13 protein-coding genes and 1 tRNA gene are annotated in these 12,188 nt (G+C 46.8%); 6 read left to right on the forward strand and 8 right to left on the reverse strand.

Going from position 1 to position 12,188, the window contains the following annotated elements:
- Positions 1–90: 90 nt before the first annotated feature.
- Positions 91–381 (reverse strand): hypothetical protein, encoded by a 291-nt coding sequence (locus OM95_RS01675; RefSeq protein ID WP_041869575.1) that lies wholly within the window; start codon positions 379–381, stop codon positions 91–93.
- A 242-nt stretch (positions 382–623) separates the two neighbouring features.
- On the opposite strand from OM95_RS01675, the gene OM95_RS01680 reads away from it, so the two are divergent.
- The 3 genes from OM95_RS01680 (at position 624) to OM95_RS17010 (ending at position 2,629) form a co-directional block, all read left to right on the forward strand.
- Positions 624–1,373 carry a transposase family protein gene (locus OM95_RS01680; RefSeq protein ID WP_041869578.1) on the forward strand — a complete coding sequence of 250 codons (750 nt, stop codon included), beginning with the start codon at positions 624–626 and terminating at the stop codon, positions 1,371–1,373.
- A 75-nt stretch (positions 1,374–1,448) separates the two neighbouring features.
- Positions 1,449–2,177, forward strand: coding sequence for a transposase (locus OM95_RS17005; protein WP_291515436.1), 729 nt, complete (start codon positions 1,449–1,451; stop codon positions 2,175–2,177).
- Positions 2,178–2,188: 11 nt separating this feature from the next.
- Positions 2,189–2,629, forward strand: coding sequence for a transposase (locus tag OM95_RS17010; RefSeq protein ID WP_291515437.1), 441 nt, complete (start codon positions 2,189–2,191; stop codon positions 2,627–2,629).
- 114 nt (positions 2,630–2,743) lie between these two features.
- Here OM95_RS17010 and OM95_RS01690 read toward each other — a convergent pair.
- The 3 genes from OM95_RS01690 to gcvT form a co-directional block, all read right to left on the reverse strand.
- Positions 2,744–2,826, reverse strand: a tRNA-Leu gene (locus OM95_RS01690).
- Positions 2,827–2,880: 54 nt separating this feature from the next.
- On the reverse strand, positions 2,881–3,270 hold the full coding sequence (gcvH, locus tag OM95_RS01695) for a glycine cleavage system protein GcvH (protein ID WP_041869580.1): 390 nt from the start codon (positions 3,268–3,270) through the stop codon (positions 2,881–2,883).
- Positions 3,271–3,280: 10 nt separating this feature from the next.
- Complete coding sequence (gene gcvT, locus OM95_RS01700) at positions 3,281–4,363, reverse strand: glycine cleavage system aminomethyltransferase GcvT (protein ID WP_041869581.1); 1,083 nt, start codon at positions 4,361–4,363, stop codon at positions 3,281–3,283.
- Positions 4,364–4,417: 54 nt separating this feature from the next.
- On the opposite strand from gcvT, the gene OM95_RS01705 reads away from it, so the two are divergent.
- From OM95_RS01705 to OM95_RS01715, 3 genes are all read left to right on the forward strand, one after another.
- Positions 4,418–4,939 (forward strand): SAM-dependent methyltransferase, encoded by a 522-nt coding sequence (locus tag OM95_RS01705; RefSeq protein ID WP_291515438.1) that lies wholly within the window; start codon positions 4,418–4,420, stop codon positions 4,937–4,939.
- 89 nt (positions 4,940–5,028) lie between these two features.
- Positions 5,029–5,505 (forward strand): DUF4423 domain-containing protein, encoded by a 477-nt coding sequence (locus tag OM95_RS01710; RefSeq protein WP_041869584.1) that lies wholly within the window; start codon positions 5,029–5,031, stop codon positions 5,503–5,505.
- Positions 5,506–5,637: 132 nt separating this feature from the next.
- Positions 5,638–6,579: a M12 family metallopeptidase gene (locus OM95_RS01715; RefSeq protein WP_291515439.1), complete on the forward strand. Its 942-nt coding sequence runs from the start codon at positions 5,638–5,640 to the stop codon at positions 6,577–6,579.
- Here the strand turns inward: OM95_RS01715 and OM95_RS01720 are convergent.
- The 4 genes from OM95_RS01720 to OM95_RS01735 form a co-directional block, all read right to left on the reverse strand.
- Positions 6,576–6,839, reverse strand: coding sequence for a YheU family protein (locus OM95_RS01720; RefSeq protein ID WP_291515440.1), 264 nt, complete (start codon positions 6,837–6,839; stop codon positions 6,576–6,578). The genes OM95_RS01715 and OM95_RS01720 overlap by 4 nt on opposite strands.
- Before the next feature lie 7 nt (positions 6,840–6,846).
- Positions 6,847–10,020 (reverse strand): hemagglutinin, encoded by a 3,174-nt coding sequence (locus tag OM95_RS01725; protein WP_291515441.1) that lies wholly within the window; start codon positions 10,018–10,020, stop codon positions 6,847–6,849.
- Between the two features lie 151 nt (positions 10,021–10,171).
- Complete coding sequence (locus OM95_RS01730) at positions 10,172–11,191, reverse strand: small ribosomal subunit Rsm22 family protein (protein WP_041869852.1); 1,020 nt, start codon at positions 11,189–11,191, stop codon at positions 10,172–10,174.
- Between the two features lie 10 nt (positions 11,192–11,201).
- Positions 11,202–12,188: a glycosyltransferase family 9 protein gene (locus OM95_RS01735; RefSeq protein ID WP_041869589.1), complete on the reverse strand. Its 987-nt coding sequence runs from the start codon at positions 12,186–12,188 to the stop codon at positions 11,202–11,204.

The following is a 12,188-nucleotide window of genomic DNA, read 5'->3' on the forward strand; positions in this document are numbered from 1 at the left end:
AATCTAGATTTTTCTTACTCGCTCTGAGTGGGAAAAACTGACGGAGGAAATTTGCTCAAAAAAGTGGGTTTGAAGTAGCCAAGGTGAGGTCTACTTTGAACAATTCACTTTTTCTACTGAACTTGGAACCACATACAGTGTTCCTTTATTAAGTTCGGAGATACTAGCAGAGGTACATTCTCCATCGGCCTTAACAACTGAATAAAAACTATTTTCTCCCGTTTTGATTAGCGTATCAATTGTCTCGTTTTTGCTCCACTGAGTCTCCTGCATCAATTTACTAACTTTGACAAAATCGCTGACGGAAATGTCTTTGAGCTCACCCGCAAATGCTGTCGAAGAAACTAACACTAGGCTTAAAACCGCTGTCATTGTTCTCATAGGACCTCCTAAAGTAGATACCGTTGCAAAGTTGGTGGGATTAGTTTCCCGTTATTCCACAGCAACGATCTTTCAAGTGGTTCATATTGCTACGAGCATGCCAGACCTAAAAACGAATTTACTTCAAGATGAAGGCAAAGCGGGCGTCTAAGCACTTTACAGGTGCCGTGAAAGATCGTCGAACTTTTTTACACGCAGTTTTTGTTTGAAAAATTCTGCGTTTAAATTTGTGATAAAAAGACTTGGCTGGTTTTCTTGTTTTTATTTTCTACACTCGTGATCATGATGGCAAGGAGGCCTTTTTTATGTCCAAACTTTCGCTGCATATAGGCTCTGAAATTTCCCTCAAAGACTTTTCGTTTTCCCAGCTAATCATTGCAGTGAAAAGTTTGTTCGACACCGAAGGCGTACCGAGCCTTGTAAAAGTATTGGTGATTTTAGTTGAGAAAATGATTATGCAGGCTGGAATTGAATGCCCTCACTGCCAAAGCCATAAACGTCACTTGCACGGCAAGAGAGATAGAAAATTAAAAACGTCTATTGGTGAAGTCGTCCTAAGCTTAAAGCGTATGCGCTGCCAAAGTTGCGAGAAAACCTGTGTCCCTTTCAATCAATTTTTAGATCTAGATCAGTACTCAAGAAGAAGTCGCGAATTTGAAAAACTATCCCTTGAAACAGTGACGAACCAGAGCTTCCGAAGATCAGCAAAAAACCTTAATGACACAATGGGATTTAGTACCGCTCATTCAAGCCAGCATCGTTGGTTTGCAAAGAGTGATGCAACAGATTTATCGGTAAATCATCGAGTCGACTATTTAATCGCCGATGGCGCGGGCTTTAAAAAAGATCGCGACGAAAATGGCTCCAACCGAGGCGAGATCCGCATTATGATTGGCTACGGAAAGAACGGCGAAGTGATCCCCTTTGGCGCTTGGACGCGAGCAAGCTGGAAAGACATCGGTCGCTACGTAAAGTCAGAAAACCGGCTCTAGATCATTAACAGGGGCAGTCAGGACTTTTGTTATACTTGGTTTACCACAACTAAGTTTTAGCAAAAGGAATTCCCGATGCCCCCGAACATCCATGAACCTATCATTGGATTGCCCGGTTACAAACTCATTTCCTATGATGGAATTAAATCCGTTTATTTTAACGTAGAGCTTATCGCAAAGCCTCGATGTCCTTATTGCGATGGAACCGATTTGCGCAAAAAAGACAGCTTTATACGAACGATAAAGCATCACAGTATTGGCATTCAAAAAACCTATTTAAGAATCAAGGTTCATAAGTTTTGTTGCCGATCTTGTGGTCGATATTTCAATCAAAGACTCCCTGGAATAAGACCTCGATTTCGAAGCTCTGAACCTTTCAGGGAAGAAGTTGCAGTCAAACACAAGCACGGTATTTGCAAATCCGTTTTAGGTCAATTTCTTGATCTTGGAACAGCCACTGTTGAGCGATGTTTTCAAGGATATTTAAAGCAAGAAAACAAAGAGTTCAGCAATGCCGCATGTCCAAAGATTCTAGGAATTGATGATAAGAATTTTTCACGCAAGCTTGGGTTTATGACAACCTTTGCAGATCTCAAAAGACATCGCTTATACGATGTACAGTTAGGACGATCAGAGCCAAGTCTGCGGCGATTCTTAAGGAAAATACCAGACAGGCGGAACTGCAAAGTAGTGTTGATGGATTTATCAGAAACCTATCGAAGTATAGCCAAGAAATACTTCACCAACGCCATGATCGTCGCTGATAGTTTTCACGTTGTGAGGTTGATCAATCACCACTTTTAAAGGTTTGGGGATTGATTGATGAGGCCGGTCGTAAGAACCGTGGTCTGCTATCCTTAATGCGCAGACATCCATGGAATTTAAAACCCGATCAGGAGGTAAAATTCAGAAAGTATTTGAAACAAAACCCAGCCTTGGAAGCCATCTACGATTTTAAGCAAGAGCTCACGCAAATGATGCTTTACCGAGTTTATAGTAAGGAGGAAGCAAAGAAGATGATCCCGAAGTTTTTAGACGCAATACGGGCCTTGAAAGAATCAGGATTCAGAAACTTCGTGATCTTGGGTGAAACGCTTGAAAGCTGGCAGGAAGAGATCGTGAGAATGTGGAGATTTAAGAAAACAAATTCAATTGTTGAGGGTATGCACACCCGAATGGAGGAGTTGATCAGAAGAGCTTACGGTTTTAGAAAATTTGAAAATTTCCGATTAAGAGCAAGGTTATATCTTGGATAGCAAAAGTTAGACTGCCCCCGTTAATGGGCAAGAGCCAAGAGCCATTTTGGACATAAAAAAAGCCGACTTTTCAGTCAGCTCTTTTCCTTCGCGATCTTCTTTTGAAAGAAGATTTGGTGCCCCGCGAGGGACTTGAACCCCCACGCTTGCGCACTAGATCCTAAGTCTAGCGTGTCTGCCAATTTCACCAGCGGGGCAACACCTTAATTTGAAACAAAGTGATAGCGCATTTTTGCGCTATCTTGCAAGAACTATTTCTCTGCGATCAATTTTTTGTAATCGGGAGCTCTCATAAGGTTCGCTAGTTCCTTTTCAGTATCCATTTCGATGCGAACCAACCAGCCTTCATTCACTGGATCGTCGTTTAAAACTGACGGATCGTCAGATAAAGATGCGTTCACTTCGATAACTGTGCCTGAAACAGGGGCATAAAGATCGCTGACCGCTTTTACGGACTCGATAACGCCGAAAGTTTGACCTTGAGTGATTTTTTGACCTTCTTCTGGAAGTTCAACGTAAACCACCTCGCCCAATTGGTCTTGAGCAAATTCAGTGATACCCACGGTTACGATGTTCTCGTCAACTTGAGCCCATTCGTGTTCTTTTGTGTAGTAGTAGTCTTCTGGGATGTGAAATGGCATTTTCGGCTCCTTATTTCTGAACGAAAGGTGTCTTACAAACCACCGCTTTAGTTTTACGGCCGCGAATATCCAGAAGGAATTCAGTTCCTTCTTTCGCAAAAGCTACGTCGATGTAGGCAATACCGATAGGTTCATCCAAAGTCGGAGAATGTGTACCACTAGTTACCTTGCCGATTTCTTTGTTGTCAAAAGAAAATAGGCTGTAACCCTGACGGGGGATGCCCTTCTCAAGCATCTTAAATCCCACAAGATTTCTTTGAAGACCGGCTTCTTTTTTACCGACGATCATGGCCTTGCCGATAAAGTCCTTTTTAGCCGGCTTAATAACCCAACCCAGGCCGGCTTCGTATGGATTCGTTGTGTCATCGATTTCGTGGCCGTACAAAGAGTACTTCATTTCTGTGCGGAGTGTGTCACGAGCGCCTAAGCCGATAGGTTGGGCTCCCAGGTCTTTGCCTTCAGTCAAAAGGTGATTCCAAAGAGCTCCTGTACCGGCAGCTTCAACGAACACCTCACAGCCTTTTTCGCCTGTGTATCCCGTCGTAGCTACCATAATCTTGAAATTTTGAAACTGACTGGCTTTCAAAGTGAAAGGTTTCATTTCACTGACTTTAAACCCGAAAACACGATCGCAAAGTTCCAAAGCTTTCGGACCCTGGATCGCAATCTGGCCCCACAGATCGCTTTCGTCTGTGATATCAGCGCCCTTATTATTTTTCGTCATCCAGGCAAAGTCTTTGTCTTTATTCGAGGCATTTACGCAGACCAAATAGTCTTCATTTTTCTTCAGGCAATACACGATAATGTCGTCGACCAATCCGCCTTGCTCATTTGGCAGAAGGGAATACTGCGCTTCACCCTCGTTGAGCTTGGCAACGTCATTGGTCGTCAGCCACTCTAGCGTTTCCAAGGCCTTAGGTCCCTTTACGCGAACCTCGCCCATGTGAGACACATCGAAAAGACCGACGTTCTTACGAACATTGTCGTGCTCTTCACGAACGCCAGAATATTGAACAGGCATATACCAGCCTGCGAAGTCGACCATGCGGCCGCCCGAATTTACGTGGATATCTGCTAATGGAGTCTTTTTCATAGCTCGGGAGTTTCCTTTTCCCTTGGCAGACAGTCAATGATATCTACTGCGTCGATGTACAAATTGCCTCTCCGCATGCAGCTTATTTTCGATCAACTTCTTCCTGGGCAGCCCGTTTGGGACTTTTGCTGTGACCATGGTATTCTGGGCATCAGCGCCTATCGCAGTGGTCTGTTTCCTGAAGTTTATTTCGTCGATCAGGTGGCTTCTATTATGGATCGGTTGCGCCAGCGTTTTCAGGAAAAGCACTTCGACGAAGACTCTTCAAGCAGGGCCGAATTTCTGACGTCAGCGGGAGAAGATTTAGACGCGGCGCTCAAAGGAAGTGTGGTCATCGCCGGAGTGGGGACGCACACGATTATCAAAATTTTGCATACGCTTCACAGCAAGGGGCTTCTGCAAGCGGATCGTTTGATTTTATGTCCGCAAAATTACGAAGATAAACTGCTTCATTTTCTCTCAGAAACACCGTCCTTTGCGTCGATGTTCGGCAATCAACATTACCAATTTGTCGAACGCGGAAGGGTTCGTAAGATGTTGATATTAGATAAAAAAATAGTAATGGACAGCGTGTAATTGACGCAGCCTGAATGGCTTTATTAAATGTCTGTAAGGCTGTGAACAACTTATTGATTATTAGGAGTCCTTTAAATAATTGTGTCCACATGCAGGACGTAAATAAAAACTCGGATTTCCGACAATTCTTAGAAGATGAACTGGCTCGCCGTAGCCAAAACTATCCCCGTTACTCTTTGCGCGCTTTTGCGCGTCATTTGGAAGTGGACTCGTCATTCTTGTCCAAGATTCTTAATGGCAAAAGAACAGTGACGATCAGAACAATTCGTATGTTCGGGGAGCGTTTAAACCTGACACCTGATGAGCTTCAGCGTTTCGGTGAAGTTTCTCGTGAAAAGAAGATGAAGCGCAAGCTTGAACGTCTTCTTGAGAAAATGCCGACAGAAGAGCGTGAGCAGTCAACGATCTCGATCACGGTCGATGAATCGCGCTTGCCAGAAGCAAAAGAGAAAATCAAAAACTTCCGCAAAGAACTTGCGCAGTTTTTAGATGCTGGTGTGGCTCAGGGAAAAACGTATCAGATTTCTGTGTCCCTGTTCCCCGTTTCTGGATTCAGTAACGATTAGGATTCATCTTCAACCCTTTAACAAATTAAAACACGACTTAAAAAAACACCGGTTCACGACACCGGTGTTTTTTTATTTTGACCTCGGGGTAAAAATTTTGAACGCTGAAACATCCCGCGAAGGTGGTCTGTTTTGAGCAATCGGATTTTAGTCTTTCTGCTTATTTTACTTCTTGTTGTCGGAACATATGTCTTCTCTAAGCGCGATAATTCGTGGCGCGCGCAAACTGCAGTTCCCACGAAAAAGCAGATCACAAATAATGAACAGAACATCCCGGCGGCGCTCGCACATGATTTGCCAGCGCAAGAATCGGGTCTTCAATCCGAAGCAAATATTCCCGCAAGTCACAAACAGGTGGAAATTTTGCCGCAAGCGCCTTTGCAAAAAACAGCGGCACAGCTGGGGGCGGTTCATTATCGGATCGAAGACGGCATGGCAGTTGCTGACGGCGACATTTTGTTAGGGCAGGTCGAGGCCGGTGCGCCGCCAACGGGATTGACCAAACCTTTAGAACTGCAGTTATGGGATTCTTCCGAGATTGCGATTTATATTCAGCCCGACCTGGAAAATCCTCAGCGTGTGCGCGAGGCTTTGTTGTATTTTGCAAACACGCCGATTCGTTTTGTCGATTACACCGACCAGGAAGATGTTTTGGTTTTTCAGACGGGCTCTAAGGACTGCAAAAGTTACCTTGGCAAAGTCGGAGGTAAGCAGCCAGTGTGGTTAGCACCCAACTGCGCCCCGGCAGAGATCGCTCACGAAATCATGCATGCTTTGGGATTTATCCACGAACAGAATCGCACGGACCGGGAAGCCTTTGTACAGGTTCTTAAAGACAATGTCGAAGAAGGCTACCTGATCAACTTCGAAATTTTCCCACCAAGTCTGATGAAGGTCTCAGGCCTGGCGCCGTTTGATTATAACTCTTTGATGCTTTACCCCAGTGATACTTTTGCCAAGCCGGGTACGTCACAGACGCTGGTCTCAAAGGATCCGGGACGGCAGATTGCGCCACTGCGAGCTCTTTCCCAAGCGGATATTCAACGCCTTTATCAAGCCTACGGAAATCGTTAAGACTTTTGCCGGCGCTGCCAGTCGCGTGTGTTCATCAATCCCACCGTTTCCGTATCGGGATCAAAAACGATTTTTACATCGCCCTTATCGATCTGTTTTTTGATTTGATTGCACTTGGTTTCAAAAGCGATTTCTTCGCGGCCGTAATCGGTTCCTTCGCGTTGAATGAAACTTTCTATGATTCCGCGCAAGGCCTCTTCACTTAAGGCTTCTTTGGGAACTTCCAAAGGGGGACTGGATTCGTTTTCATCAAAAGACATGCGTTCACTATTGCACATCAAAGATCGGATTTGGAACCATTAATTTGGGATAAGGCACGACGTTGTTAAGGCGCGTGTCGTATTTGAACACCAGATTTCCGACGGCGAAAAGCGCATATGGAGAAATCACCGAGCCTCTAAATTCGCCATAGTACCTGCTGTGGACGTTGTGCGCATTAACACGCAGATGATCAAAGACCGTTGCGACGCGGTAGGAGTTGATTGTTGGCGCGCCAATCTTGGAAGGCTGTTCGCCCCAGTAGCCGGCCCAGGTCCAACTATAGCTGGAATAACTGGACATTTGATAGGCGCCGTTGAAACGGCACATGGTCTCATAGGCACGGACGATATCAATTAAAGAATTCGTCGCTGGTCGATAGACGTTTCGCACGTTGGGGACGTGGTCGTAATTCGTAACGACGCCGATCCAATTGTTGAAGATCTCGTTGGCCATGGCGCATTTCCAGGGATCTGTAGAGGCATCGCAGGCGGTGTAGTTTCCGTTCGAGACGTAGTGTGTTTCCAGGTAAATAGCGTGCTCAGGGCGCAGTGGACACGTCATGTATTCCCACGCTCCCGCATTTTCGTTGCTCTTGATCGAGGAAACGGTTCCTCCGGCATCACGCAGTCCCGACGGATTGGCGTCATTCGCGATTTTTCTGGCATCATTGGCGGCATTGTTCGAGTTACGAATGTGCGCTAGGTCGTAAAGCCCGATTCCCATATGTAAGTTGCGGGAGGCCGTGATTTGCAGCGTGGGTGAGGCTGCGCCACCGACGTAGTTGATGGCGGTGCCTCTGTTGGTTTCAATAAAAACATTTCCGGCGACATAGATGGAACAACCCACGTCATCTGTCTGAATGTCGGGATTGTTCAGATAAAGTGTGCCGCTGATAATGATGCTGCCATAACAAACAATCGTGCCATTGTTGCGAACAAACTCGCCGTAACCATAGTCGTGAATTTCTAATCCGCTTAATGCGGGTTTTGAGTTTGGTCCCTTGTAAACAAAGGCGGTCGTGGCTGCCGACAAGGTGGCATCCAAGGCCAGAATTTCTGCATCCGAAGGGGCACGAATCGTGACCGAGTTTTTCAGTGTCAATCCGCCGTTTATCGGTGGCAAGGCGGCCATGACCGTCGGTGCTGCCGCCACTTTGACGAAGCCATCTGTGTCCGTCAGCAAAGTCCCCTGGGCATCGGCCTGCGGTTCGTAATAGTTCCAGGGATTTAAAAGAAAGCTACGAAGATTCACGGGGGCGCCATTCGGTGTCCCTGAAACCTGTTTGATAAAGTTTTTATCCGTCACCGTGATATTGGGCATATAAAGGGAACCCGTTACTGTAAAACCAATGACGTTATTGTCCGAGTGATACATGTGGGAAGAGTTGATTCTGGCAAATCCCAGAATATCGGAAGCGTTTGCGTAGTTTGCCTGGGCAACACCGAAGTCCATAACAATATCAGCCTGAATATTCGCGTGGCAAAGAATGCAGGAAAGCGGGCGAGACACCGCCAAAGCGGGGTACATGCTCATGACATAGTTGTCGACATGAACGCCAAAGGATTTTGAAACACTGGTGAGCCCATCGCTGACAGTCAGGGTGATGAGTGTCGTGTCTGTTGAAGAAGCATGGGCTGAGCCCATCTGTAGTGACAAAGTTCCCGAGGTGCCACTGACGGAACAGCTTGCGATCGATACGTAATAGCCGTCGGCAGTCGTTGCCGAACAAGTTAAAGTTTGCGGGTCGGGGAAACCGGCGCCACCGGGATTGGCCGTGAAACTCAAGTCAAAGATGGCGTTCGCAAAACACTTGTTTCCACACTTTTCCGTGGCCGTGCCATTGGTGCCAGGCCACGCGGTGATTTGGGGAAGCTCGTCAATGAAATCAACGCTGACGGCGACTTCGGCCTCTTTTATATGAGCCGTCGGCAAAACCTGATCTGAAAACTGCACCTTGATGTTGCAGGGACCGCCATGATGGTTGGTGGCTCCGTTTTTATTATAATAATGCGCGGTAGGTGTGTACGTCAGAGCGCCCGTCGCCGAATTGATCGTCACCGATCCATAATCCGAACATTGCGGTGAAGAGGCTGTCCCCAGCGAATAGCTTCCTAATCCTTCTTCGTCGGAATCAACACTGGCGTCGTCGAATAACTCGGTCGCAGAACTATTGCGGTTTAAAGAAATCGCTGTCGGAAGTGTCAGGCTGGGAATCGTGGTATCCAGGGTGAACGAAACGCTATTGCTTTGACTGATATTACCTGCCTCATCGCGCACCCACATTGTCAAAGTATGCAAGCCTTGGCTTCCAGTGACGGTTACATAATTGTTTCCGGTGGCACAGTTTCCCCACGAAGAGTCTGTAAAATCAGGCGCAGGGCCCCCATCTTGGGCGAAGGCCACCTGAAAGTAAGAATCCGGCAACTGATTGGTGTCATCGCAGGAAGTGACATCAATGATGACGGGACTGTCTTGGATCGCATAGGGCAAAGAGATCGCAGGGGCAGACGGGGCCGTTGCATCGAAAACATACGGCAAAGGATAAGGATAACAATAAGTATTGCCAGCGGCATCTTGAGTTAAAACACTCCAGGCATAAGGGCCTTCAACGGTCAGTGCATTCGCCACTGGGAAGTGGAAAGTGCCAGTGACGCTGTCGGCTTGCGTATCGGCTAATTTTAATCCCGAGCACGCGATGGAATTATAAAGAGTCACGATCGCCTTGGGCTCTGTTTGGCCATCGATAACGGGGCGTGGATTAGGACTGACGGCAGCGGGTAGAATTTGCACTGCGCCGACGACGGGGATGGAATTGTCATAATAGACTTCGAAATTTTCCGAACTGAATGATTTTTTTCCCCGCTCATCCAAAGCCGCACCTTCCGGCAGACTTAAAATCACGCGGCCTTCCGCTACCGGGGTCAGTTCCACAAGATAGGTGAAGTCATCAAGAGGAGTGATGCTAACGATTGTCGCGTTGTTCACTTTGAATTCGGAATCAACAATCGTTGTCGGTCGACGGTTGAACTGCACCTTCACTTTGATAGAAGCGTCGTTGGTGTAATAGGAAGGGGACGTGGACTTTAAAGTGGGAACCAGATCGGGGTGTTTGATATCGGCTTTAATACAACCCGCCAGGGTTGCGCATATAAAAATGCCGATAGTTATGAATGATACCATTACGTGCCGATTATTCATAAAGTTCCTATATGAATACTTATCGGACCGTTGTCAGAAGTTGTTTAATTAAAATCTTGCGAAGAAAAGGCTAGGTGTTTCACTCTGGAATATGTTCCATGAATTTCGCTTTCAGAGTGAAATGACGAGGTTTTCATTCGTAAATTTCGACTTCGTTAAGGATACGAAGCTCATTGGAAACCTTCTGAGATTCACTTGGAATTTTCACTAGAACTCCTCGCGGAATCTCTTGGTGAATCTTCAGTTTGTGCATCCAGGCTAAAAATTCGCGCTCAGGGCCACGACAAATCATCTGACGATCTTTGCCTTTTTCTTGTAAGCGGTCGCCCACGACCCGCGCGGCAGCGATATTTTCAGGTCGCGTTTTGCGCATTAAAAGGTAACTCATAGTGAGGGTGCGATTTTTCATTGGCAGCTGTTCTTCCATTTTCAGGAACCATTCAGGCGCTTGAAAATGCACGCGATCATGACACCAGTCATGCTTGGACTGGGTCAGAAGAGGGCAGGGACCTTCATGGGTGCAAGGGGCCCATACGTGATACCCGTTTTCCAAAAGTTTTTGACGAAGTTGTAAGAGCTTTCTGCCGTCCTGTTGGGTGGACGGTTCAACTAACATCAGAGCTTCGCACTGATAAGCCCATTCTGGAATGTCGGCAAGCTCGGTCAAAGAATAAGAAAACACGGCCAAAGTTTTTCCGGGATCTTTCAGCCGAGAAGCACTAAAGGTGCGAAGCCATTCTTCGGCCTTGAACTGAGGGAAATATGTTTCAATAAGTTTTTGCGGCTCGCTGGCGCGTTCGACAAGTTGAAATTGCCAAGAATGTTTTTGCGCCAGACTCAAAGACGCCGTGGCTAGGCCCGCACCAAAATCAACGACTCTTTCCAGGCCGTGAAAAAAGCTTCTTTTGTCAGCCTCAGCAATAATTCCTGCCAGACGAGTGGAATTGAGAGGCAGATAATAACAAAGATAAGCCACCTGCGCCCACGACTCGTGCCAAGGTGTCACGTCGTCGGGTTTTTGAATAAAATAGTCCGACAAAGCCAGAACACATTTTGCCAGCGCTTTGGAGTCCTGCAAAGACAGCTTGTAGTTTGCAAGAGCCTGAGAAATAGAGTCTTCAAAAGATTCGGGGAAGGTGAACTGTCTTTGCATAGCTGACATTTTAAAGCGAAGACAAAGCTTTTAGCAAATCTTCAACGGAAATCTCGTCCATACAGCGGGGATCGACATGATCCTGATCCTGACTATGAGGCATGAAGATGCGAACATGCGGACCTCGCGCAGCCCAACGGCGTGGATGTTGAACCCGGACTGGACTGTAAATACCTAAAACGTGAGCGCCCAATGAGGCCGCCATATGGGCGACTCCGGTACTGGGAACGACGACGGCTTTGGCGTTTTTTAGAACCGTGAAAAGCTCTGTTGCTTTCAGTTGGTTTTGCAGGGACAGAACACGCGCATCGCCGGCAAAGTGTTCTTTGATGTCCTTGAGCCAAGGCTCATCGGCCGGGGTGCCGGTCAGAACAACCAAAGAATCTTTTTTTGCGGCAGAGATAAATTCAATATATTTTGCGATCGGCCAGTTTAAAGCCGAACCGGCCATTCCGGGATGAACCACAACGTATTGTCCCGAAGTCAGATTGTGTTTTGCCAAAAGCGCAGGATTCAAAGGCGCGAGCAATTTCAACTCGGGAGTTTTTTCCTGAGTGATCTCTTCTTCCACACCAAAGGCATGAAGAAGCAGATCTAAGTTGTAATCAGATTCATGCTGTACCGCCTGGCTGCGACGCTGGCGTAAGCCCCTATTTAAAAACAAAAAGCTATGCCATTGCGATTGAACCCCGGCCCGCACGGGCACATTTTCCGCCCACAGAGCATAACTCACCCACCACGGAGCTTGAAAACTGACGGCGACGTCAGGTTTAAAATCTTTCAGGAACGAACGCAACGATTGAAGCGAGGTCCGCCAATCATCTTTGGCCAGCTCTAGGTATTTTCGGTGGGGATCGGCGTTGTCGGGAACGAAGCCCAAACCTTTGGAAATCACCCAGTGAACATCCCGGTCTTTTAAAAAAGAAACCTGATCGACACACATGGTGCAGATCAGGTCGCCAATTTTATCAAGTCGGATCAGAAGAACCTTTTTCAC

Origin of the sequence: Bdellovibrio sp. ArHS (assembly GCF_000786105.1) — a bacterium.
Lineage (GTDB): Bacteria > Bdellovibrionota > Bdellovibrionia > Bdellovibrionales > Bdellovibrionaceae > Bdellovibrio.

Coding starts and splice junctions, on each gene's coding strand:
- OM95_RS01675 (WP_041869575.1), bottom strand. CDS start 381: ATGAGAACAATGACAGCGGTTTTAAGCCTAGTGTTAGTTTCTTCGACA.
- OM95_RS17005 (WP_291515436.1), top strand. CDS start 1,449: ATGCCCCCGAACATCCATGAACCTATCATTGGATTGCCCGGTTACAAA.
- gcvH (WP_041869580.1), bottom strand. CDS start 3,270: ATGCCATTTCACATCCCAGAAGACTACTACTACACAAAAGAACACGAA.
- gcvT (WP_041869581.1), bottom strand. CDS start 4,363: ATGAAAAAGACTCCATTAGCAGATATCCACGTAAATTCGGGCGGCCGC.
- OM95_RS01705 (WP_291515438.1), top strand. CDS start 4,418: ATGTACAAATTGCCTCTCCGCATGCAGCTTATTTTCGATCAACTTCTT.
- OM95_RS01710 (WP_041869584.1), top strand. CDS start 5,029: ATGCAGGACGTAAATAAAAACTCGGATTTCCGACAATTCTTAGAAGAT.
- OM95_RS01720 (WP_291515440.1), bottom strand. CDS start 6,839: ATGTCTTTTGATGAAAACGAATCCAGTCCCCCTTTGGAAGTTCCCAAA.
- OM95_RS01725 (WP_291515441.1), bottom strand. CDS start 10,020: ATGGTATCATTCATAACTATCGGCATTTTTATATGCGCAACCCTGGCG.
- OM95_RS01730 (WP_041869852.1), bottom strand. CDS start 11,191: ATGCAAAGACAGTTCACCTTCCCCGAATCTTTTGAAGACTCTATTTCT.